Origin of the sequence: Massilia sp. IC2-477, from assembly GCF_020707265.1 — a bacterium.
Classification (GTDB): domain Bacteria; phylum Pseudomonadota; class Gammaproteobacteria; order Burkholderiales; family Burkholderiaceae_D; genus Telluria.
Window position 1 is genome coordinate 1 of record NZ_JAJFEQ010000002.1, and the last position, 21246, is coordinate 21246.

General features: G+C 66.3%; 21 protein-coding genes. 13 read left to right on the top strand and 8 right to left on the bottom strand.

Features of this window, described 5'->3' with window-relative positions; translation table 11 throughout:
* Positions 1–418: 418 nt before the first annotated feature.
* A complete protein-coding gene (locus tag LK542_RS03370) occupies positions 419–2851 on the bottom strand; it encodes a penicillin acylase family protein (protein ID WP_227810816.1) in 2433 nt (810 codons plus the stop codon).
* Positions 2852–3083: 232 nt separating this feature from the next.
* Here LK542_RS03370 and LK542_RS03375 point away from each other — a divergent pair, with 232 nt between their 5' ends.
* From LK542_RS03375 to LK542_RS03425, 11 genes are all read left to right on the top strand, one after another.
* Entirely contained in the window at positions 3084–4568 is a 1485-nt protein-coding gene (locus LK542_RS03375) for a B12-binding domain-containing radical SAM protein (protein ID WP_227810817.1), read from the top strand.
* A gap of 52 nt (positions 4569–4620) precedes the next feature.
* Positions 4621–5760, top strand: a complete 1140-nt coding sequence (locus LK542_RS03380; RefSeq protein WP_227801154.1) for an ABC transporter permease — start codon at positions 4621–4623, stop codon at positions 5758–5760.
* Complete coding sequence (locus tag LK542_RS03385; RefSeq protein WP_227810818.1) at positions 5760–6614, top strand: ABC transporter ATP-binding protein; 855 nt, start codon at positions 5760–5762, stop codon at positions 6612–6614. Before LK542_RS03380 ends, LK542_RS03385 begins: the two co-directional genes overlap by 1 nt.
* 2 nt (positions 6615–6616) lie before the next feature.
* Positions 6617–7564 carry an MlaD family protein gene (locus tag LK542_RS03390; protein ID WP_227810819.1) on the top strand — a complete coding sequence of 316 codons (948 nt, stop codon included), beginning with the start codon at positions 6617–6619 and terminating at the stop codon, positions 7562–7564.
* Positions 7565–7572: 8 nt separating this feature from the next.
* Complete coding sequence (locus LK542_RS03395; protein WP_374040113.1) at positions 7573–8181, top strand: ABC-type transport auxiliary lipoprotein family protein; 609 nt, start codon at positions 7573–7575, stop codon at positions 8179–8181.
* Positions 8178–9356 (top strand): VanZ family protein, encoded by a 1179-nt coding sequence (locus tag LK542_RS03400; protein ID WP_227801158.1) that lies wholly within the window; start codon positions 8178–8180, stop codon positions 9354–9356. The genes LK542_RS03395 and LK542_RS03400 overlap by 4 nt, the downstream gene beginning before the upstream one ends.
* Before the next feature lie 48 nt (positions 9357–9404).
* Complete coding sequence (locus LK542_RS03405; RefSeq protein ID WP_227801159.1) at positions 9405–9734, top strand: ferredoxin; 330 nt, start codon at positions 9405–9407, stop codon at positions 9732–9734.
* A 13-nt stretch (positions 9735–9747) separates the two neighbouring features.
* On the top strand, positions 9748–10377 hold the full coding sequence (locus LK542_RS03410; RefSeq protein ID WP_227810821.1) for an alpha/beta hydrolase: 630 nt from the start codon (positions 9748–9750) through the stop codon (positions 10375–10377).
* 101 nt (positions 10378–10478) lie between these two features.
* The gene (locus LK542_RS03415; RefSeq protein WP_227801161.1) at positions 10479–11624 is read left to right on the top strand and encodes a D-alanyl-D-alanine carboxypeptidase family protein; all 1146 of its coding nucleotides are present in this window, start codon (positions 10479–10481) and stop codon (positions 11622–11624) included.
* A 250-nt stretch (positions 11625–11874) separates the two neighbouring features.
* Positions 11875–12801, top strand: a complete 927-nt coding sequence (locus tag LK542_RS03420) for an aldo/keto reductase family oxidoreductase (protein ID WP_227810822.1) — start codon at positions 11875–11877, stop codon at positions 12799–12801.
* Between the two features lie 11 nt (positions 12802–12812).
* Complete coding sequence (locus LK542_RS03425; protein ID WP_227810823.1) at positions 12813–13124, top strand: metal-sensitive transcriptional regulator; 312 nt, start codon at positions 12813–12815, stop codon at positions 13122–13124.
* Positions 13125–13139: 15 nt separating this feature from the next.
* Here LK542_RS03425 and LK542_RS03430 read toward each other — a convergent pair whose 3' ends face one another.
* The 4 genes from LK542_RS03430 to pssA form a co-directional block, all read right to left on the bottom strand.
* Positions 13140–13961 (bottom strand): alpha/beta fold hydrolase, encoded by an 822-nt coding sequence (locus tag LK542_RS03430; RefSeq protein WP_227810824.1) that lies wholly within the window; start codon positions 13959–13961, stop codon positions 13140–13142.
* 109 nt (positions 13962–14070) lie between these two features.
* Positions 14071–14817 (bottom strand): LytTR family DNA-binding domain-containing protein, encoded by a 747-nt coding sequence (locus tag LK542_RS03435; RefSeq protein WP_227801165.1) that lies wholly within the window; start codon positions 14815–14817, stop codon positions 14071–14073.
* Positions 14814–15959, bottom strand: coding sequence for a sensor histidine kinase (locus LK542_RS03440; RefSeq protein WP_227810825.1), 1146 nt, complete (start codon positions 15957–15959; stop codon positions 14814–14816). Before LK542_RS03440 ends, LK542_RS03435 begins: the two co-directional genes overlap by 4 nt.
* A 1-nt stretch (position 15960) precedes the next feature.
* Positions 15961–16749: a CDP-diacylglycerol--serine O-phosphatidyltransferase gene (gene pssA, locus LK542_RS03445; protein ID WP_227801167.1), complete on the bottom strand. Its 789-nt coding sequence runs from the start codon at positions 16747–16749 to the stop codon at positions 15961–15963.
* A gap of 139 nt (positions 16750–16888) precedes the next feature.
* On the opposite strand from pssA, the gene LK542_RS03450 reads away from it, so the two are divergent.
* The gene (locus LK542_RS03450; RefSeq protein ID WP_227810826.1) at positions 16889–17869 is read left to right on the top strand and encodes a CAP domain-containing protein; all 981 of its coding nucleotides are present in this window, start codon (positions 16889–16891) and stop codon (positions 17867–17869) included.
* Positions 17866–18453, top strand: coding sequence for an Hpt domain-containing protein (locus LK542_RS03455; protein ID WP_227810827.1), 588 nt, complete (start codon positions 17866–17868; stop codon positions 18451–18453). Before LK542_RS03450 ends, LK542_RS03455 begins: the two co-directional genes overlap by 4 nt.
* A 16-nt stretch (positions 18454–18469) precedes the next feature.
* On the opposite strand, the gene LK542_RS03460 is transcribed toward LK542_RS03455, so the two are convergent.
* From LK542_RS03460 to mnmE, 3 genes are all read right to left on the bottom strand, one after another.
* Complete coding sequence (locus tag LK542_RS03460; RefSeq protein WP_227810828.1) at positions 18470–18685, bottom strand: hypothetical protein; 216 nt, start codon at positions 18683–18685, stop codon at positions 18470–18472.
* Positions 18686–18988: 303 nt separating this feature from the next.
* On the bottom strand, positions 18989–19561 hold the full coding sequence (locus LK542_RS03465; RefSeq protein WP_227801170.1) for a DUF1439 domain-containing protein: 573 nt from the start codon (positions 19559–19561) through the stop codon (positions 18989–18991).
* A 153-nt stretch (positions 19562–19714) separates the two neighbouring features.
* Positions 19715–21091, bottom strand: a complete 1377-nt coding sequence (mnmE, locus tag LK542_RS03470; protein WP_227810829.1) for a tRNA uridine-5-carboxymethylaminomethyl(34) synthesis GTPase MnmE — start codon at positions 21089–21091, stop codon at positions 19715–19717.
* Positions 21092–21246: the final 155 nt, after the last annotated feature.

Sequence of the window (21246 nt, forward strand, 5' to 3'; positions counted from 1 at the left end):
CATCTCATTGCTGAGACAACGCTTAATACTTTTGTGAACATTTGATAATTTAAGTATGCAGCTGAACAAGTCAGCTGGCACCTTCATCAAACGCCCACACTTATCGACTGTTGATTGTTAAAGAACCAGTGTTCTGTACTACCTTGCTGCACCGTGCGAAGCGTTGTGTTCGTCAGCAGCAGAGGAACGAGATTATGCAGTGTTTCGCGATGCTCGTCAAGTCCCTCATTTCTTTCGCTGTCGCTCTTTTGCAGAGCAGAAGCAGCGGCGGAAGACCAGAACTATAGCAAACGCCAATGCAGGCGCACAAGTGGGGAAAGTGAGATTTTGTGAGATTTCAGCCTCACTTAAGCCAACAAAATGGGCCGCCCTGGCCAGCGTGGTTGCTGGCACCCGGGCAGCCCGTCTTTTCTTTCTATTACTCGCGGAGGGTCGTAGCCTTGTAGTTCGGATCAGACTTGATCTTCTCCTGGGTGAACGGCAGCACCGCCCACTCCTTGCGGGAGTACATCTTCGTTTGGTCCGCATACCACGGCGACTTCGGATCGACCGACTGGCCATAGGTCAGCAGCGCATGCGCGACCGGACCTTGCGGCTCGAAGCTGACGGTCTGGATGTAGCTCTGGCCCCAGTACACGCCCATGTAGCCGCCTGGCGTCAGGCCGGTCGCCATGGTCAGCGAACTGTAGCTGCCGTCCTCGTCGCCGATCCCGCCATGCAGGGGGATGCGCACGCCGTTGCGCGGCTCGACCTGGTAGTCGCCGAGGCGGCCGTCGAGCGGGATGCCGAGCGACTGCAGCTTGGCGGCTGCGGTCTTCAGCGCGGCCAGCATGTCCGGCTTGGCCGCAGCGGCGACGCCATTCGGGGTATGTACCGGGTCGGCCGGATCGAAGGGCGTGGTCCACTTGTTCGGGATCCGGGAGGCGATGCTCCAGAATTCGCGGAACAGGACTGCGCCGCGGCTGTCGACGTCGGCGCGGCGGTCCCAGGCCTGCAGGGTCGTGCATGCCTGGCGCACCTGTGCGTCGGCGGACCCTGCGCAGGCCGGCAGCAGTTCCGGGAGCACCAGCTCGGCCGCGTGCACGCGGTTCGAGAAGGCCAGCGCCTGCATGTCGGTCAGGCCGATCCGGCGCTTTTGCGCCAGCAGTTCTTCGAGCTGGCGGAAGCCGACGCGGGTGCGCAGGCTCTGCTCGATGCCGACGCTGCCATACAGCGGCGAGTAGCCGTAGGGAGCCGGGCCGTTCAGCAGCGACTTCGGATTGGTCAGCCAGTAGCTGTCGTTCGAGTTGCCGACGTAGTCGGTGCGCATCATCCACGGCGCGTTGGCCGGTGAGAAGACGCCGTTTGGTGCGCCGCGGTCCTGGCCTGCGCCGCAGCCGCTGCTCGAACCGTCGAACATGAGCGCTTCCTGCAGCAGCAGGCAGCCGTTGATGAACTTGTCGGTATACATATGTGGCACCACGCTGGCATCCGCATACAGGGTATTGCCGTCGCGGTCAGCCGCGACCGTGTTCACCCAGGGCAGGCCCACCACCTTGTCGAGCGATGCCTTCAGCTCGCGCACGCTGCCCGATTTGCCGATGCCCAGCCACTGCTCGATCATGCGGGTGTTGTGGCGGTTCGGGTCGGCCAGCACGAAGGCTGCCTGCGAAGACCAGGTCATGCCTGCCTCCGGACGCACGATGATCGCGCCCTGGTGGCTGAAGTAGAAGGTCTTGCTGGTCCGGGCCAGCGATCCGTTCGCCTGCAGGGCCTCGACGGTGACGGTCTTGGACGTCATCTTGCGGCGCTGGCCGTCGTACAGGTAGGTGGTGCCGGTCGGGTCGGTAGCGTCCAGCGCCAGGCGGAAGGTGTTGAAGTGGTAGGCGGTGGTGACCGTATGGCTCCAGGCCACGTCCTTGTTGAAGCCGATGACGACCGCCGGCACGCCGCCGATGATCACGCCCATGGCGTCATAGCGGCCCGGGACCGTCAGGTGCGCCTGGTAGAAGCGGTCCGAGGTGGTCCACGGGAAGTGCGGGTTCCCCAGCAGCAGGCCGCGGCCATTGCTGGAATGGTCCTTGCCGACTGCCAGCGCATTGCTGCCGATGCCCTGCTCGCGCAGCTTGTCGAGCTGGGCCACCAGGGTGCTGGTGTCGAGCTTGCGCGGCGCCAGCTTGGCCAGCTGTACCGGTGCACCCGGCACGCGGCCGCCCGCGACGAAATCGGCGGCGAAGACCTGGCCGGAGGCGTGCAGCGCCTTTTCGGCCACCACCAGCGCCATGTCGTCGAAGTCGATCGGCTTGACCCACTTCGCGCCGGCGCAGGCCGCCGGCAGCTTGCCGGCGTAGTCCTTGAGGTAGCGGTTGTAGCCCTCCACAAAACCTTCGAGCAGCTGGCGCGGCTCGGACGCGCCGGACGCATAACCGGCGCGCAGCTGGCCGATGTCGAGGTAACCCTTGAAGAAGAAGTCGCTGTCGCCGTTCTTCAGGTCCATGAAGCCGCTGCCGCCGCCGTACTCGTCGCCGGTGCGCTGGCGCGGGCGCGCCTCGGCGCCGAAGTAGCGCGAGCGCTCGCCGCGCACGGTCAGCACCGAGTCGGCGAACATGCAGACGTTGTCCTGGGCGTAGGCATAGGCCAGACCGTAGGCCAGGCTGCGGAAATCGGTGGCGCGCACGTGCGGGATGCCGTGACTGGTGCGGGCGACGTCGACCTTGATGCGTGCCGAGGACACGATGTGGCCGGCGGTCGACGACATGGTCGCCGACTGGACTTCTTCCTCGCTGCGGCCGCATGCGGCCAGCGCCAGTGCGATCGTTGTTGCGAACAGAAGCTTGTAGGGATGCTGGAATGCGCTGGTGCGACCTTGCATGAACGGCCTTTCTGCGGTTGGGCGCGAAGATTGTAAATTTGGAACAGCGCGTCACTGTAACGCTGAACAATACGCGCACGATATGCAGAGCGAATAAATTGTTGCGTTTGTAAGTACGATTCGCACTTTAGCCACACCCTGCCTCCGCCTCCATCTCTCGCTTGGCAGGATGCCAGCGCTTTCTGCGACGCCAGCGCTTAAAATGGCGGCTTTTCCGTACCAGGCGCCCGCCATGACCATCCTGCTTTCCACTCTCAACGCCCGCTACACGCACGCCTCGCTCGGCTTGCGCTATCTGCTGGCGAACATGGGACAGCTAGAGGCGCAGACCCGGATCCAGGAATTCGTCATCGGCGCCAAGACGAGCGACCTGGTCGAACGCATCCTGGCGCACGGGCCGCGCATCGTCGGCCTGGGGGTCTATATCTGGAACGTGGAAGAGACGACCCGGCTGGTGGCGATGCTCAAGCGCGTCGCGCCCCAGGTCACGATCGTGCTGGGCGGCCCGGAGGTCTCGCACGAGACGGGCGAACAGGAGATCGTGCGTCTGGCCGACTACGTGGTCACCGGCTGGGGCGACGTCACCTTTCCCAAGCTGTGCGGCGAGATCCTGAACGGGCCCAAGCCCCTGATGAAGGTGCACGCCGGGGTGCAGCCGCCGATGGCGGAGATCGCCCTGCCCTATTCTTTATATAGTGACGAAGACATCGCCCACCGCACCTTGTATGTGGAAGCCTCGCGCGGCTGTCCGTTCAAGTGCGAGTTCTGCCTGTCTTCGCTGGACAAGACCGCCTGGCCCTTCCCGCTGGATGCCTTCCTGGCCGAGATGGAATCGCTGTACGCACGCGGCGCGCGCCTGTTCAAGTTCGTCGACCGCACCTTCAACCTGAACGTCAAGACCAGCCTGCGCATCATGCAGTTCTTCCTCGACAAGCTGGCAGCGAATCCGGACGACCCGGTCTACGCCCACTTCGAGCTGGTTCCCGACCACCTGCCCGAAGCGCTGAAGGAAACCATCGCCAAATTCCCGCCGGGCGCGCTGCAGTTCGAGATCGGCATCCAGAGCTTCAACCCGGAGGTGCAGGCCCTGGTGAGCCGGCGCCAGGACAATGCCAAGGCGGCCGACAACATCCGCTGGCTGACCGAACACTCGACTACCCACCTGCACGTGGACCTGATCGCCGGCCTGCCGGGCGAGGACGTGGCCAGCTTCGCGCGCGGATTTGACCAGTTGGTCAAACTTGGGGCCCAGGAGATCCAGTTCGGCATCCTCAAGCGCCTGCGCGGCACGCCGATCATCCGCCACACCGAGCCCTTCGGCATGGTCTACGATCCCTACCCGCCCTACACCGTGCTGGCCACGAAGCAGGTCGACTTCCCGACCATGCAGCGCCTGGTGCGCTTTGCCCGCTACTGGGACCTGGTCGCCAATTCGGGCCGCTTCGCCAACACCACCCGCGTGCTGCTGGGCGAGACACCGTTCGACAACTTCATGGCCTTTTCCGACTGGATCTATACCAGGACGGATGCCACCCACCGCATCGCACTCGAGAAACTGGCCAAGCTGGTGCAGGAATGGCTGCAGCTGCGCGGCATGGCGCGCGCGGATGCGGCGGCGCTGCTGGCCTCGGACTACGCGGGCAAGGTGGACACCGTCCACCTGCCCAAGCCGGCGGCGGCGGCGCCGGAACGCCAGGTTCGCCACCTGGCTGCCTAGCTATGTTAGATACCGTGTAGCAGCGATAACGATTCTCTTTTACACTGGCGCAATGCAGATTGAAAATGCGCCAATATTAACCATCCAGCATCCCGGGTCCGCCGACAGCGCGGGCCAGTCTGTCATGGCGAGCGGCGTATGGCAGGTGCACACCCTGTCGCACAAAGGCGTGCTCAAGGCGATCAACCGCACGCTGCGCGGCCTGAAGCACAAGCACACCCTGGCATGGGACCTGTCCGGCATCGAGCGCCTCGACCACGTGGGCGCCCAGATGTTCTGGAACGCCTGGGGCAAGCAGCGTCCCGCGCAGCTCAAACTCGACCCCAACCACGAAGAGCTGTTCGGCCGCATCGAGAAGGCCAGCGCCATCAAGCTGCCGCGCCAGCGCGTCAGTCCGCTGAACTGGCTGATCGTGCTGGGCGGTGGCGTGCTCACGTTCTTCGAGCACCTGCGGGCCTTCGTGGGCCTGATCGGCCAGCTGATCATCGACATCGGCCGCTTCATCCGGCGTCCGATGGCCGGCCCCTGGCGCGAGATCTCGGCCAATATCTACCACTCCGGTTTCCAGGCGCTCGGCATCACGGCCATGGTCGGCTTCCTGATCGGGATCGTTCTCTCCTTCCTGTCGTCGCAGCAGCTGCGCATGTTCGGCGGCGACATCTATATTGTTAACATCCTGGGCATGGCGGTGATCCGCGAGCTCGGCCCGCTGCTGGCGGCGATCCTGGTGGCGGGCCGCTCCGGTTCGTCCATCACGGCGCAGCTGGGCGTGATGCGGGTGACCGAGGAACTCGACGCCATGCTGGTGATGGGCATTTCGCACGGCCAGCGTCTGATCATGCCGAAGGTGATCGCGCTGGCCATCTCGATGCCGCTGCTGGTGGTGTGGACCGACGCCATGGCCCTGATCGGCGGCATGGTCTCGGCCAAGATCGAGCTGGGCCTGTCGTTCCGTTATTTCATCCAGAAGCTGCCGGACGCGGTGCCGGTGGTGAACTACACCATCGGCCTGCTCAAGGGCTGCGCCTTCGGCATGCTGATCGCGCTGGTGTCCTGCCACTTCGGCCTGCGCATCCAGCCGAACACGGAAAGCCTGGGCCGCGGCACCACCACCGCCGTCGTTACCGCGATCACCGTGGTGATCCTGGCCGACGCCGTGTTCGCCATCATCTTCAACGACGTGGGGTTCTGATGGCCGATACCAAACCACGCCAGCCGCAGCAACTGAACAAGCGCCCCGACGAGGATGTGGGGCCACCGGTGGTCGAGATCCGCAACCTGTGGACGCGTTTCGGCCGCACGGTGGTGCACCAGGACCTGAACCTCGACATCTACGCCGGCGAGATCCTCACCATCGTGGGCGGCTCCGGCACCGGCAAGACCGTGCTGCTGCGCCAGATGCTGGGCCTGGAGCGGCCGAGCCAGGGCTGCGTGAAGGTGTTCGGCCAGGACATCACCGAGGCCGACGCCCAGCAGCTGCAGCGCATGCGCAACCACTGGGGCATGCTGTTCCAGCAGGGCGCGCTGTACTCGGCCCTGACTGTGTTCGACAACATTGCCTTCCCCATGCGCGAGCTGCGCGCGCTGCCCGAGGACGTGATCCGCGACGCCGTGCTGCTCAAGATGGACATGGTGGGCCTGGGCCCCGAGCACGCCAACAAGATGCCGTCCGACCTGTCGGGCGGGATGATCAAGCGCGTGGCCCTGGCGCGCGCCCTGGCGCTCGAACCGCAGTTATTGTTCCTGGACGAACCCACGGCGGGCCTCGACCCCGACCTGTCGGACTCCTTCGTGGCGCTGATCCAGACCCTGCACAGTGAACTGAAGCTGACCGTGGTGATGGTCACCCACGACCTCGACACGCTGTTCGCCCTCTCGTCGCGCATCGCCGTGCTGGCGGAAAAGCACGTGCTCGCGGTCGGGCCGGCCTGTGACGTGCTGCGGGTCCAGCATCCGTTCATCAAACACTTTTTCCTGGGCCCGCGCGGCCAGCGGGCGCTGGAAGTGCTCGAAGAGCGCCACGCCCAGAACGATTTGGAGGACTGAATATGGAAAACAGGTCGTATGCCCTGATGACAGGCGTCTTTACGATCGCCCTGGTGATCGCCGCCGTATTGGCCGGTCTGTGGTTCAACCGCGACCGCACCGAACTGCTGCCCTACGAGATCGTCACCACGCAGTCGATCCCGGGCCTGAACCCGCAGGCCACGGTGCGCTACCGCGGCCTGGAAGTGGGCCGCGTCGACGAGATCGTGTTCGACCCGCGCGTGACGGGACAGATCCTGATCCGCCTGTCGGTCAAGCAGGATTCGCCGATCACCACCACCACCTTCGCCTCGCTCGGCTACCAGGGCGTGACCGGGATCGCCTTCATCCAGCTCGACGACGACCGTACCGGCTCGCCGCGCCTGGCCGCCAGCGAAGACCGTCCGGCGCGCATCCCGCTGCGTCCGGGCCTGCTCGACCAGCTGGAAAAGCGCGGCCTGGCCATCCTCGAGCGCGCCGAGAAGATCACCGCGAGCCTGGACCAGATGCTGGGGCCGGAGAACCAGAAGACCATCGTCGGCGCGTTCGACAGCATCGGCAAGGCCGCCGACGCCTATGCTGCCATCCCGCAAAAGCTGGAGCCGACCATCGACCGCATGCCGGCGCTGACCGCCAAGCTGGAACGCAGCCTGACGTCCTTCGACGCCGCGGCCGGCAGCATCACCGCCACCGCCAACAACTACAACCAGCTGGCGACCCGCCTGCAGGCGCCGGACGGCCCGCTAGAGCGCCTGAACGGCGCGGTCGGCTCGCTGCAGTCGGCCACCAGCGAACTCGAACTCGAAACCCTGCCGCACGTCGTCGAGATGACCGACGAGGCGCGCGGCGCCCTGCGCGCCGTGAAGCGCACCGCGACTTCGCTGTCCGACCGCCCGCAGAGCATCCTGTTCGGCGCCCCGAGCGCCCAGCCGGGCCCGGGCGAACCCGGCTTCGTGCCCCCGACCAAATGAGGACCACCGTGACCGCATACCGCTCCTTTACCGCCCTCGCCCTGGCCCTCGTGCTGGCCGGCTGCGCCAGCAAGAAGGCCCAGGAAAGCACGACCTACGATTTCGGTCCGGCGACCATGACCCAGCAGGCCGGCGCCCCGGCCACGATGGCGGCCATCGTCGTGATGGACGCCACCGGCCCGGAAGCCCTCGAGAACGAGCGCATGTTCTACCGCCTGAACTACGCCGACGCGCTGCAGGCCCGCACCTATGCCCACAGCCGCTGGGCCGGCAACCCGCTGCAGATGCTGACCCAGCGCGTCAAGACGCGCCTGGCGCAGTCGGGCATGAAGGTGCTGACCGCCACCGACGCCTCCACCGGCGTGCCGCTGCTGCGGGTTGAAGTGGACGACTTCGTCCACGCCTTTACCGGCGTGGCCCAGAGCGAAGGCCAGGTCACCCTGCGCGCCTCGCTGTTCAGCGACCACCGCCTGCTCGACCAGCGCACCTTCACCCGCACCACCCCGGCCCCGAGCGCCGATGCGCCGGGCGGCGCGCGCGCCCTCGCCGCCAGCACCGACGCCATCGCAGCCGACATCCTGGCCTGGCTGGCGACGGTCGACACCCGCAAGCGATGACCAAGCCGACCGCCGTCGTCGATCAGCGCGAACGCCCGCGTGAAGGACGCGGCTCGCCGATCGCACGGGCGGCGCTGCTGGCCTACCTGCTCCTGATCGTCTACGCCAGCTGGTACCCGTTCACCGGCTGGCGCGACAGCGGCCTGCCGCTGTTCACCTTCCTGAACCTGGTCAAGCAGCGCTACTGGACCGGCTTCGACGTCGGCGTCAACGTGTTCGGCTACGTGCCGCTGGGCGTGCTGCTGGTGCTGTCGATCTACCCGCGCATCCGCGGCATCTGGGCGGTATTGGTGGCCGCAATTGGCGGCGTGCTGGTGACGATCGCGATGGAAACGGTGCAGAACTTCCTGCCCAGCCGCGTGCCCTCCAACCTCGACCTGATGACGAATGCCGGCGGCTGCCTGGTGGGCGCCATCCTGGGCGCCTGGTGGGCGCCCGGCCTGCTCGACCGCAGCCGCCTGTTCCAGCTGCGCCGGCGCTGGTTCGCGCCCTATGCCAGCCAGGGCCTGGTGCTGGTCGCCCTGTGGCCGCTGGCGCAGATCTACCCGCAGAGCTACCTGTTCGGGCACGGCCAGGTGCTGCCGATCATCTCCGGCTGGCTGTCACGCCTGTTCGATACCGAGATCGACCTGGTCGCCATGCTGCGCCCGGACGCGGTGATGACGGTGGAGCAGTACTGGCTGTCCGAAACCATCATCACGGCCTGCGGCATGACCGGCGCCGTGCTGACCCTGATGTGCCTGGTGCGCCGCAGCGCCCCGCGTTTCCTGCTGATGGTGGGCTTCCTCGCGATCGCGCTGCTGGTCAAGACCCTGGCCAGTTCGTTGCTGTTCCGGCCCGATAACGCTTTCGTGTGGGTGACGCCGGGCGCCGAGGGCGGCTTCATCATCGGCATGCTCATGCTGGCCGGGCTGGTGTTCGCGCCCCAGGTGGCGCAGCGGCGCCTGGCCGTGGTGACCCTGGTGCTGAGCCTCATCGTGGTCAACACGGTGCCGGTGAACCCGTATTTCGTCTCCACCCTGCAGGGCTGGGTGCAGGGGAAGTTCCTGAACTTTAACGGGGCGGCCCAGTTCCTGTCCCTGATGTGGCCTTTCTTTGCGCTCTGGTTCCTGCTGCTGCCTTCGCACCAGCTGAACCGCCAGGAGCCGCGTCCCGGCGCGCCGGACCAGGCTTGATGCCGTATCATTGCGCCTTGCGCCCGCCCTCCCTATGACGAGACCGACATGAACGACGACGCCAAACCCTATTACCAGCACCACGTTTTCTTCTGCATGAACGAGCGCGAAGGCAAGGATGCGCGCCAGAGCTGCGGCAAGTGCGGCGCCGAGAAGGCCCAGAAGCACGCCAAGAAGCGCATCAAGGAACTCGGCCTGAACGGCGAAGGCAAGGTGCGCATCAACCAGTCCGGCTGCCTGGACCGCTGCGAAGAAGGCCCGGTGCTCGTGGTCTACCCGGAAGGCACCTGGTACACCTACGTGGACAACGCCGACATCGACGACATCATCGACACCCACCTCATCGGCGGCAAGGTCGTGGAACGCCTGAAAATCTGATAACGCACCAAGCATGAACAAGTATTCGCACAAGTTTACCCTCGACGGCCACGCCGGCAAGATGCAGTGCATCCTCGACCTGCCGGAAGACCCACCGCGCGGCATCGCCCTGGTGGCGCACCCGCACCCGCTGTACGGCGGCACCATGGAAAACAAGGTGGCGCAGACGCTGGCGCGCACCTTCGTCAACCTGGGCTATGCCACCGCGCGCTTCAACTTCCGCGGCGTGGGCGAGTCCGAAGGCGTGCACGACGACGGCCGCGGCGAAGTGGACGACATGGACATCATGTACAGGCACATGACCGAACAGTACCCGGGCCTGCCGGTCGCGCTGTCCGGTTTCTCCTTCGGCACCTTCGTGCAGGCCCAGTTCCAGCAGCGCCTCATTGCGGAAGGCCGCCCGGCCGAGCGCCTGGTGCTGGTCGGCACCGCGGCCGGCAAGTGGCCGATGCCGCCGGTACCGGCAGACACCATCCTGATCCACGGCGAACTTGACGATACGATCACGCTGCAGGAAGTCTTCGACTGGGCGCGCCCGCTCGACATCCCGGTGACGGTGATCCCGGGCGCCGACCACTTCTTCCACCGCAAGCTCGGCCACATTAAAAATCTTGTCGTAGAAATGTGGCGGCGTGACATTTGACGCCAACGCTGTGCAATAATTAGGCTCTTCTCCTAAGGCAATATCTTGAGATATTGCCTTGCGCGCTTCTGCATTAGCTTTTTTTACAGACGAACACTCCCATGAAAAAACTGTTAGCGGCCGTGGCCGCCAGCCTGCTGATGGCCTCGGCCAGCGCACAGACCGTGCCGGCACCGTCCATCGCAGCCAAGTCGTGGCTGCTGCTCGATGCAACGAGTGGCCAGGTCATCGCAGCCCAAGACCCGAACGCCCGCATCGAACCGGCCTCGCTCACCAAGGTGATGACGGCCTACGTGACTTTCCGCGCGATCCACGACAAGCGCCTGACGCTGGACACGATGGTGAACGTCTCGACCCGCGCCTGGAAGGTCGACGGCAGCAGCTCCAAGATGTTCATCGACCCGGCTACGCCGGTGTCGGTCAACGACCTGCTGCACGGCCTGATGATCCAGTCGGGTAACGATGCGGCGGTGGCGCTGGCAGAAGCGGTGGCGGGCGACGAAGGCACCTTCGTGACCCTGATGAACCGGGAAGCGGAGCGCATGGGCCTGAAGGGCACCCGCTGGGCCAACCCGCACGGCCTGCCGGATGCGAACAACTACTCGACCGCGCGCGACCTGTCGGTGCTGGCGGCGAATGTGATCAAGGACTTCCCGGAGTTCTACAAGATCGACTCGATCAAGCAGTACACCTACAACAAGATCACCCAGCAGAACCGCAACCGCCTGCTGTGGCTGGACCCGACCGTGGACGGCATGAAGACCGGCCACACCGACTCCTCGGGCTATAGCATGATCGCCTCGGCGCGCCGCCCGAACGGCAACGCCGGCCAGCGCCGCCTGATCTCGGTGGTGCTGGGCACCGCCTCGGACGCGGTGCGCACCCAGGAAAGCCAGAAGCTGCTGAATTGGGGCTTCCAGAACTTCGACACCGTGCGCCTGTACTCGAAGGGCCAGGCGGTGGCGACCGTGCCGGTGTGGAAGGGCTCGGAGTCGGAAGTGAAGCTCGGCTTCAACCGCGACGTGCTGGTGACCGTGCCGAAGGGCGTGGCCGGCAAGCTCAAGCCGGTCCTCGAACGCAAGGACCCGCTGGTCGCCCCGCTGGCGCGCAACGCGCAGGTCGGCACCGTGAAGATGATGGTCGACGGCAAGCCGCTGATCGCGCTGCCGCTGGTGACGCTGGCCGAGGTGCCGGAAGCGAGCATCTTCGGCCGCGCATGGGATTCGATGCGCCTGTGGATGCAGTGATCGGCTGATCGTTTTGTCAAAAGCCCGTCCGTGCGAAAGCCGGGCGGGCTTTTTGTTTTCCGGCGCAAGGATGCGTTGGTGGCTTGTTCCGAACTTAGGTTCCGGCCTTCGCCGGAACGACGGCTCAACCCTTAGTGGTTAGCCCAAAGACCGTCGTTCCGGCGAAGGCCGGAACCCAATTTTGCGTGCACCCAGATAGCCCTCGCTTGCACCGCTATAATCGTGCCATTCCGTCACAAGAAAGCGCCCGATGACCCTCCCGCTCCCTTCCGACCTGCACTGCCCCCGCATCGCCACCCGCGACGGCGGCCTCGAACTCTCGCGCATCGTGGCCGGCATGTGGCGCATGAACGATTGGGGCATGTCGGTCGCGCAGCGCGTGGCCTTCATCGAGCAGTGCATCGAACTCGGGGTCACCTCTTTCGACCACGCCGACATCTACGGCAACTACGGCGTCGAGGGCGTGTTCGGCGAAGCCCTGCGCGCCCAGCCTCTGCTGCGCGACCGCATCGAACTGGTGAGCAAGTGCGGCATCAAGCTGGTCTCGCCGAAGCGCCCGCAGCACGGCATCCAGCACTACGACACCAGCGCTGGCCACATCATTGCATCGGCCGAGGAATCGCTGCGCCAGCTGGGCACCGATCACCTCGACCTGCTGCTGATCCACCGCCCCGACCCGCTGATGGACTTCGACGAGATCGCGCAAGCCTTCGCCCGCCTGCAGCAGGACGGCAAGGTGCGCCATGTGGGCGTGTCGAACTTCACGCGCCACCAGTTCGAATGCCTGAACCGCCGCGTGCCGCTCGCCACTAACCAGGTCGAATTCTCGCCGATGGTCACCACGCCGATGTTCGACGAGACCTTCGACGGCATGCAGGACCTGCGCATCGCGCCGATGGTCTGGTCGCCGCTGGGCGGCGGGCGCCTGTTCACCTCGAACGACGCGCGCGCGCTGGACGTGCGCACCGTCATCCAGGAAATCGCCGGGCGCATGGAAAAGCCGTTCGCCAGCGTGCTGTTCGCCTGGATCATGCAGCTGCCGAGCCGCCCGATCCCGCTCACCGGCACCGGACGCTTCGAGGCGATCCGCGAAGCGGTGGCGGGAACGCAGTTCCAGCTCGAACGCGGCGACTGGTTCCGCATCCTGCGCGCGGCGCGCGGGCACGAAGTGGCATAAGGCGATCGGTCATGGCCGACACCCCGCTCAAGATCGTCGAGGGCAGCGCCCTCACTGCCCAGCAGAAGAAGGACCTGCTGAACCGGCTGGCGCGCATCGAAGGCCAGCTGCGCGGGGTGCAGAAGCTGGTGGCGCTGGCGGCCGAACCGTCGGATGTCGACGCCGTGGCCCAACAGATGGCGGCGGCGCGCAAGGCGCTCGACCGCTCCTTCGTGCAGCTGCTTGCGGGCGCGGTCCAGACCCAGACCGGCAATGCCGCCGACCTGCCCGAAGCCCAGGCACGCGCCGCCCACCTGGCGGCGATGCTCGACAAGTTCGTGTAAGCCAGCCCGGCTTGCTCAGCGCGCCGCGGTGGTCAGGCTCTCCGTCGCCGCCAGCACCTGCCGTACCGCCGCCGTCACGACCTCCGGCGAGGTGAGCGCCATCTGGTGGCTGGAGTCGACCACTACCTTCCTTGCCTTCGGATAGAGCGCGCGCACCTGCCTGCGCGTCTGTTCATCCATCCGGAACGCGCCGAAATCGACCGCGATCGCGGTGCTGGAGACCGGCTGGTTCACCAGGCGCACGATCGGCTTGTCGTCGATGCCGCCCAGCGCCAGCACCATCTCGCCGGTATCGTCGATCTTTTCGATCTCGCGCCAGACCGTGCCGGAAAAGGCCAGCCTGCCGGCCAGGCGCGTCATGAAGGGAAAATCGTCCGTCTTCTTGACCATGCCCGGATACAGCGCGTCCACCAGCACCAGGCCTTTCACCTCGCTTGGGTAGGCGCGGGCGAACAGCTGCATGTACAGGCCGCCCAGCGAATGCCCGACCAACACGTAGGGCGGCTTGAGGCCCTTGTGGCGCAGGACGGCGCGCAGCTCCTCGACGATGGTGCGGCCGTCGCGCGGCGTCGTGGCCTCGCCGCTGTTGCCGTATCCCGGGCGGTTATAGGCGAACACCGTAGCCTCGTGTGCGAGCTGCTCGGGCACCCGCCCCCATTTCTCGATCGTGTTGCGCGAGCCGCCCTCGAACACCACCACGTCCTTCGACGTCGGATGGCGGATCGTCAGCGATTCGACCTGGCGCCCACCGATGGTGTCGATGACGGGGGCAGGAGGAGCCGCAATGGCGGCGGCGCTCAGGCAAAGGGCGGACAGGGTCAGTGCAGGCTTGAACATGGCGTCTCCATGGTGGAAAACGCCAGCATCGCCGCGAACCCAGGGCCGGCGCACCCGCTTTGCGACGGATCGACAGCGTGGGCGACGAATGGCGAGCCGGACGGACGGGCTACATGGCCCTGAACAGGTGCACGAAGGCGCGGCTGACCGGCAGCTCGGCATCGTGGCCGCGCATGCGCAGGAACAGGCGGCTGGCGTCGTCGCGGCGCGTGCCATCGAGCCAGGCCAGGTTGATCACGGTGGAGCGGTGCACCTGCCAGAACTGTTCCGGATCGAGCTGTGCGGCCAGGTCGGTGATCGTGGTCCGGATCAGGTATTCGCCGTGGACGCTGGCGACGACCGTGTACTTGTCGTCGGCCTGGAAGAAGCGGATGTCGGCCACGTCCAGGTGGCGCGTGCGCTCGCCCTGGCCGGCAAGGATGTAGCGCAGCCTGGGGCGGGCGGGCGCGGCGGTCAGCTGCTGCAATGCCTGCGCCAGCGCCGGCCCTGCCGGCAGGGTGGCGGGAGCGGCGCGCAGGCGCGCCACGGTACGGGCCAGCCGTGCCGTGTCCACCGGCTTGAGGATGTAGTCGAGCGCCGCATGCTCGAATGCCTGCAGGGCAAATTCGTCGAAGGCGGTGACGAAGACGACGCGGGTGCTGCCCTCGATGCCCTGCGCCACCTCGAGGCCGGACAGGCCCGGCATCTGGATATCGAGAAAGGCCAGGTCCGGCTCCAGCTCGGCGATCCGGGCCGCAGCCTCGACGCCGTTGCGGGCGAGATGGACGATTTCCAGGCCAGGCCACAGCGCCAGCAGCTGGTCGCGCAGGTAGAGCGCGAGGTGCGGTTCGTCGTCCGCGATCAGGGCGCGCGTCATGCCGCGATCCGCTGCGACACGGCGCCGGCGACAAAGGGAAGCTCGAGCACGACCTCGGCGCCGTCGCCCGTTGCTTGCAGGGTCAGGCTGGCGTCGGCGCCGAACTGCGTGTGCAGGCGCGAGCGCAGGTTGGCCAGCGCCATCCCCGCCCCGGGACGCAGGCGTCGCCGCGGCGCGTCCAGGCCGACGCCGTCGTCGGCGATGCGTACGATGAGGCGGCCGGCATCCACCCTGGCGCTGACGCTCACGCGGCCGCCTTCGAGCTTCGGTTCGAGGCCGTGGTGGATGGCGTTCTCCACCAGCGGCTGCAGCATCAGCGTCGGCATGCGCGCCGAGCGTGCTTCGTCATCGGCATCGATGTGGAAGGACAGCCGCTCCTCCATGCGGATCTTGAGCAGGGACAGGTAGCTGTGCACCATCTCGAGCTCGGCCTGCAGCGTGCTGTCGGTCTGGCGCAACTGCGACAGCCCGGCGCGCAGGTAGCCGGAGAAGGTCTCGAGCATGCGCTTGGCCCGCGGCGGGTCGTAATCCATCAGGCTCTGGATGTTGGCCAGGGTGTTGAACAGCAGGTGCGGCTCGATCTGCCCCTGCAGCAGGCGCAGGCGCGCATCGAGCGCTTCCGCCTGCAGCTGCTGCCGGCGCAGGCGCGAACGCCACCACGCCCAGTTGAGCGCCATGACGAACAGCAGGAAGACCGCGAATTTGGTCAGGGGCGCGGGCAGCGAAATGAACATGCGCCGCATGTCGAAGCCGACCAGGATCGGCACGATGGTAAAGCCGACGGCCAGGCCGAGGATGATGCCGCCCAGGGCCAGGGCGCTGAGCGCCATGCCGGCGCGGATGTCGCGTACACCGGACATGCGCCTGACGAGCGGCGCCGGCAGCCAGCGCGCCCCCAGGCGCAGCACGCCGAACAGGGTATGCACGATGCACAGGCAGATGCCGATGTTGGGCAGCATGGAGGCCCACCACCAGTTCGGCCACTCGACCGTGCCGAACACCTCGACAAAGCTCATCAGCCCCAGGGCGAGGGCCACTGCCATCCCGGACGCGACCAGCAGGCGTGCGCCGAGCGGCGCCTCGGGGTCCGGCCGGAACTCCCACAGTGAGCGCCAGCCCCGGCCCAGATAGGACCCTGTCAATTCAGTCCTCGTACACCTGCGGCGGCGCGATGCCGCGCCAGCCGGTGCGCCAGGCGATGTTGAGCAGCAGGGTCGCGCACACGTAGACCAGGAAGAACAGCACGAAGAAGCGCGTCTGCAGGATCGCCAGCAGCACCGCGCACACGGCCAGCAACGCCAGCATCACCTTGCCGCGCGGGTGCTTCGAACTGGGGAAGCGCACCGTCGATACCATCAGCGTGCCCACCGCCAGCATCAGCGCGACGATGGCGAAGCACTGGGCCATGGTGGTGGCCGGATCGGGCCAGGCCACCACCACCGAGGCCACGCAGGCCGCGCCCGCGGTGATCGGCATGCCGACGAAGTAGCGCGGGTCGGTGCGGCCGACCATCACGTTGAAGCGCGCCAGGCGCAAGGCGCCGCAGGCCACGAACACGAAGCAGGCCAGGCCGCCCATGCGCACCAGGGTCGGATGCGCGGCGCTCATCTGCGCGAAGCCATAGCAATACAACAGCAGGCCGGGAGCGCAGCCGAAGTTCATCACGTCGGCGATCGAGTCGAGCTGCACGCCGAAGCTGGACTGGGTCTTGGTCACGCGCGCCACGAAGCCGTCGAGGGCGTCGAAGACGCCGGCCAGCACCAGCAGGATCGCCGCCAGGCGGTAGTCGGCGGGGGCGCCGACGTGCGCATTGTCCACCGAGATCACGATGCTGCCGAAGCCGCAGGCAATCGACAGCAGCGTCACGAGACTGGGCAGGGCGAACTTGGCACGCGCAAGGCGTTCGCGGCTGGTGGGCTTGGATGGCGACAATTGACGACTCGACAATAAGGGTGATGCCATATTCTACAGGCACCTAAATAAGCTGGCGTCGCACAACACCGTCGCGGGCATGGACCGGTGTTTTGCTCTAGAATGTCGCTTCATTTAAAGTGTTGACAGGAGTTGCTAAATGAGCTATATGCCGCACTGGCGTTCCCTCATCGCCGCATTGGTGGCCGCATCGACCCTGGCCGCCTGCGGTGGCGGTGGCGGCGACAGTTCGAGCGGCATGACCGCCGTCCCATCGGGCAACACCCCGCCCGCTAGCACCCCGGCTACCCCGAGCGCGGTGCCAGGCGCGAACGCGCCTGTCTCGGTGGGCAACGTCGCCATCGATGGCCGCAACTGGATCAACTACCGCCGCACCCAGCTCGGCGTGCCGACGGTGACCGAGAACGCGATGATCAACAATGCGGCGCTGGGCCACTCCGAGTACCTGCGCACCAATAACATCATGAGCCACGACCAGCAGGCCGGCAGGCCGGGCTTCACCGGCACGACCCTGAAGGACCGCCTGAACGCGGCCGGCTACACCATTCCGGCCAACGGTTATGCCTATGGCGAGGTGATCTCGGGCACCACCAACGGCAACGGCTTCTACATGGCGGAGGAACTGATCACCGCGATCTATCACCGCTTCGTGATGTTCGAGCCGAAGTTCCGCGAGATCGGCACCGGCGCGGCGTTTTCCTCGGGCGGCTATCACTACTTCACCGCCGACTTCGCGACCCGCAACGGCTTCGGCCCCGGCATCGCCGCGGGCAGCGTCGTGATCTGGCCCTTCAGCGGCCAGACCGGCGTGACGCCGAATTTCATGAGCGACAGCGAAGATCCGGATCCGGTGCAAGGCATTAACGAGGTCGGCTACCCGATCAGCGTGCACGCCAACATCGACGCTCCAATGACGATGCAGACCTTCACCGTGCGTCCGCGTGGTGGCGCCAACCTGCAGGTGCAGGTGGTGAACTCGTCGGCGACCGCCAGCCAGCGCACCGCCATCGCGATCGTCCCGCTGGCGCCGCTCAAGGCCGCCACCACCTACGACGTCAGCTTCGCCGGCACGGTGAACGGCGCCCCCGTCACCCGCGACTGGTCGTTCACGACGCGGTGAGCGCGGACCTCGTGGCCGCCGCCGACGCCCCGGCGCTCGACATCGCCGCCGGCGTCGAGCGGATGATGGGCGACGCTGCTATGTACCTGCGCATCCTGGCGCGCTTCCGTTCCGACTACACCGGCTACGTGGCGCGCCTGCGCACAGCCCTTGCCGGTGGCGACCTCACGCTGGCGCACCGCGTCGTCCACACCCTCAAGGGTGCGGCGGCGATGATCGAAGCGCGCGGCCTGCGCGCAGCGGCGGTGGAGGTGGAGCAGCAGCTGCGCGGCGGCGCCCACGCCAATGCTCACCTGGTCGACCGGATGGAAGCGGAACTGGCGCGCGTGATGGCGCAGGTGGACAGCCTGATGGCGGCGCAATCCGCAGGCGACACCGCCGGTGCGCAGGCGATGCTGGCCGAGCGCGACCTACGGCGCCTGCGCGCCCTGCTCGACGTCGGCGACAGCGGCGCCCAGAATGTCATCGCGGAGAACCGCAGCGCACTGCGCACCCGGCTGGGTGCGGCGCGCATGGCGGAACTGGAGAAGGCGGTGGCCGCGTTCGATTACGAACGGGCGCTGGGTGTGCTCGACGCCCAGTGAATTGCCGGGCGCCGGCCTAGCGCGTAAATTCCGCTTCTTCGTCGAACGAATCGGCGCAGGTCTTGCCGCAGAAACGGCGCACGCTGTCGAGCGGCTTCTCGCAGTACCAGCACGATCCTTTCGCGGGCAGGCTCGCACGCGATGGCATGACAGGAGACACCGTTCCTACGGCGGCAAGCACCGGCTCGGTGGCTAGTCCGTTGTCCGGAAAACTTTCCTGTGTCGTTTCCAAGATCCACCCCCTACACGACAGACTGAAGTCCAACCAAGATTACTTCAGCGGAACATCGTGCCCATGAGAAACCTCAAGCGCGGACCGCGGCGGGTTCGCGCCACGGCAGTTCACTGCAATTCAATCCGCTTCAGTGTGCGCCGAATGGACTGGCTCTGCAATCCTGAACTGCTTATTCGTCCTGCGAACAACAATTCCTGCAAGGACTTCCACCGCATCCCGCCAGGACGCGCGAAAATAATAGCGGATTGCCAAGCTTCTGCACGCACGCAAACGCGTGCGTGGTGGGAATACTACTAGATATTATTTCGCGGGTTCCAGCGTCACCAGCAAACCAGAACGTGTGGTTTCGATCCGGGTCGGAATGTACTGGACGCCGGCATAACGCAGGTCGTCGGGGTCGAAACTGTAGACCGGGGTGTCGCGCACCACCGTGTCGATGAGCGTACTGGCCACGCGCGCGAGCTGGCGCTCGGTTTCGGGATTGGCGCCGATGGCGATGCGGTCGACCCGCGGTTCCGCCATCATGACGGCCGGGCGGCCCGGATCGACGTACAGGCGGCCGGAGAAGGCCACGCTGCCGCTCCAGGTGTCGCGCGCGAAGGGCGGCGCAACCGAGGCGTCGAGCGCCAATGCCACCCGGTCCAGTTCCGGCTGGAGCGCCAGCATCGGCCGCGACAGGCGGATGTCGAAGATCTGCATCAGGCGGTGATTCACCGGAAAGCGGCGCTCGAGGCCGGCCTGCAGCTTGTGCAGCGGGATCTCGACCTTGCGCGGGCCGATCAGGCTGGCGCAGGAAGAGAGCAGGCCACAGGCGGCCAGCAACAGCCCTCCCTGCATCATCCGGCGCCGGTTACAACTGCGGGTGTGCGTCATCTTGTCCTCCAGGTAGGGTGGGCACATTCTCCGCCCACCGGTGATAGGTAAAGGTTCTGTTGTCGAGCAAGTGATCTTGCTGTTAACTATAAGCGCGTGGGCGGCATAGCTGCCCACCCTACAGGCTGGAGCGTGACGATACGCGTACCGGCCTTATTTACCGATACAGAATCGGCTGAAGATCACGCCCAGCAGGTCGTCCGGCGTGAACTGCCCGGTAATGCTGGAGAGCTGGTCCTGCGCCAGGCGCAGCTCCTCGGCGAACAGGTCGAGCGACTGGTCGTCCTGCATCGCATGCCGGCGCGCCAGCTCCAGGTGTTCGCGTGCGGCGCGCAGCGCGATCAGGTGGCGTTCGCGCGCCAGGTAGAGCGATTCGCCAGTCTGCTGCCAGCCCGCGATGCGCAGCAGTTCGGCGCGCAGCAGGTCGATGCCGAGCTTCTCGTTCGCCGACAGGTACAGGTGGGTGGCATCGGGCGACACGTCCATCGAGGGCTTGTGGCCCGACAGGTCGATCTTGTTCCAGATGCGCAGCACCGGCACGCCTTGCGGGAAGGCCGCCACGATCTTTTCATCTTCCGCGCTCGGTCCCAGGTTGGCGTCCATCAGGTGCAGGATCACATCCGCCTTGCCGACTTCGCCCCAGGTGCGCTCGATGCCGATGCGCTCCACCACGTCGATCCCTTCATCCGTGCGGATGCCGGCGGTGTCGATGATGTTGAGTGGGATGCCTTCGATCTGGATGGTCTCGGTCACCTTGTCGCGCGTGGTGCCGGCGATCGGCGTGACGATCGCCACGTCCGCCCCGGCCAGCGCGTTCAGGAGCGAGGACTTGCCGACGTTCGGCTGGCCGACCAGCACCACGTTCAGGCCTTCGCGCAGCAGCGCGCCTTGCGCCGCCTGGCGGAACACGTTTTCCAGTGCGTCGATGATGCCGGCCAGCTGGCCGCGCGCGTTCGATTTCTCGAGGAAGTCGATCTCTTCTTCCGGGAAGTCGAGCGTGGCTTCGACCAGCATGCGCAGGTTGATGGTCTGGTCGACCAGCGTATGCACGACCTGCGAAAAGGCGCCGGACAGCGACTGCGAGGCCGACTTCGCGGCAGCCTCGGTGGACGCGTCGATCAGGTCGGCCACCGCCTCGGCCTGGGCCAGGTCGAGCTTGTCGTTCAGGAAGGCGCGGCGGGTGAATTCGCCCGGTTCGGCCAGGCGCACACCGAGCGGGCCGCCAGCTTCGAGCACGCGAGAGAGCAGCATCTGCAGCACGACCGGGCCGCCGTGGCCGTGCAGCTCCAGCACGTCCTCGCCGGTGTAGGAATGCGGGCCGGGGAAGTACATGGCCAGGCCCTGGTCGATCACGTCGCCGTTGGCGGCCTTGAAGGGAATGTAGGTGGCGTGGCGCGGGGCCAGCTTCGTGCCGGGGAACAGGGCATCGATCAGCGCGCCGAGCGCCTTGCCCGAAGCGCGCACGACGCCGATGCCGCCGCGGCCGGGGGCGGTGGCGATGGCGGCAATGGGGGAGGTGTCGAGTTTCATGGGGGGATTGTAAGGGATGTGGTGCAAGGAGGCGGTGGCGGTGCGCGACGAAATTGGGTTCCGGCCTTCGCCGGAACGACGGTCTTTAGGCCTGCGACCTTTGCACGTCGTCCCGGCGAAGGCCGGGACCCAAGTTCGCAGCACATCCACGAAAA

Bases quoted from the DNA above. Each gene is read 5' to 3' on its own strand.
- LK542_RS03435 (WP_227801165.1), bottom strand. From the start codon at position 14,817: ATGACGCGCGCCCTGATCGCGGACGACGAACCGCACCTCGCGCTCTAC.
- mnmE (WP_227810829.1), bottom strand. From the start codon at position 21,091: ATGAAACTCGACACCTCCCCCATTGCCGCCATCGCCACCGCCCCCGGC.
- LK542_RS03415 (WP_227801161.1), top strand. From the start codon at position 10,479: ATGAAAAAACTGTTAGCGGCCGTGGCCGCCAGCCTGCTGATGGCCTCG.
- LK542_RS03425 (WP_227810823.1), top strand. From the start codon at position 12,813: ATGGCCGACACCCCGCTCAAGATCGTCGAGGGCAGCGCCCTCACTGCC.
- LK542_RS03465 (WP_227801170.1), bottom strand. From the start codon at position 19,561: ATGACGCACACCCGCAGTTGTAACCGGCGCCGGATGATGCAGGGAGGG.
- LK542_RS03410 (WP_227810821.1), top strand. From the start codon at position 9,748: ATGAACAAGTATTCGCACAAGTTTACCCTCGACGGCCACGCCGGCAAG.
- LK542_RS03375 (WP_227810817.1), top strand. From the start codon at position 3,084: ATGACCATCCTGCTTTCCACTCTCAACGCCCGCTACACGCACGCCTCG.
- LK542_RS03400 (WP_227801158.1), top strand. From the start codon at position 8,178: ATGACCAAGCCGACCGCCGTCGTCGATCAGCGCGAACGCCCGCGTGAA.
- LK542_RS03370 (WP_227810816.1), bottom strand. From the start codon at position 2,851: ATGCAAGGTCGCACCAGCGCATTCCAGCATCCCTACAAGCTTCTGTTC.
- LK542_RS03450 (WP_227810826.1), top strand. From the start codon at position 16,889: ATGAGCTATATGCCGCACTGGCGTTCCCTCATCGCCGCATTGGTGGCC.
- LK542_RS03420 (WP_227810822.1), top strand. From the start codon at position 11,875: ATGACCCTCCCGCTCCCTTCCGACCTGCACTGCCCCCGCATCGCCACC.
- LK542_RS03380 (WP_227801154.1), top strand. From the start codon at position 4,621: ATGCAGATTGAAAATGCGCCAATATTAACCATCCAGCATCCCGGGTCC.
- LK542_RS03385 (WP_227810818.1), top strand. From the start codon at position 5,760: ATGGCCGATACCAAACCACGCCAGCCGCAGCAACTGAACAAGCGCCCC.
- LK542_RS03390 (WP_227810819.1), top strand. From the start codon at position 6,617: ATGGAAAACAGGTCGTATGCCCTGATGACAGGCGTCTTTACGATCGCC.
- LK542_RS03405 (WP_227801159.1), top strand. From the start codon at position 9,405: ATGAACGACGACGCCAAACCCTATTACCAGCACCACGTTTTCTTCTGC.
- LK542_RS03430 (WP_227810824.1), bottom strand. From the start codon at position 13,961: ATGTTCAAGCCTGCACTGACCCTGTCCGCCCTTTGCCTGAGCGCCGCC.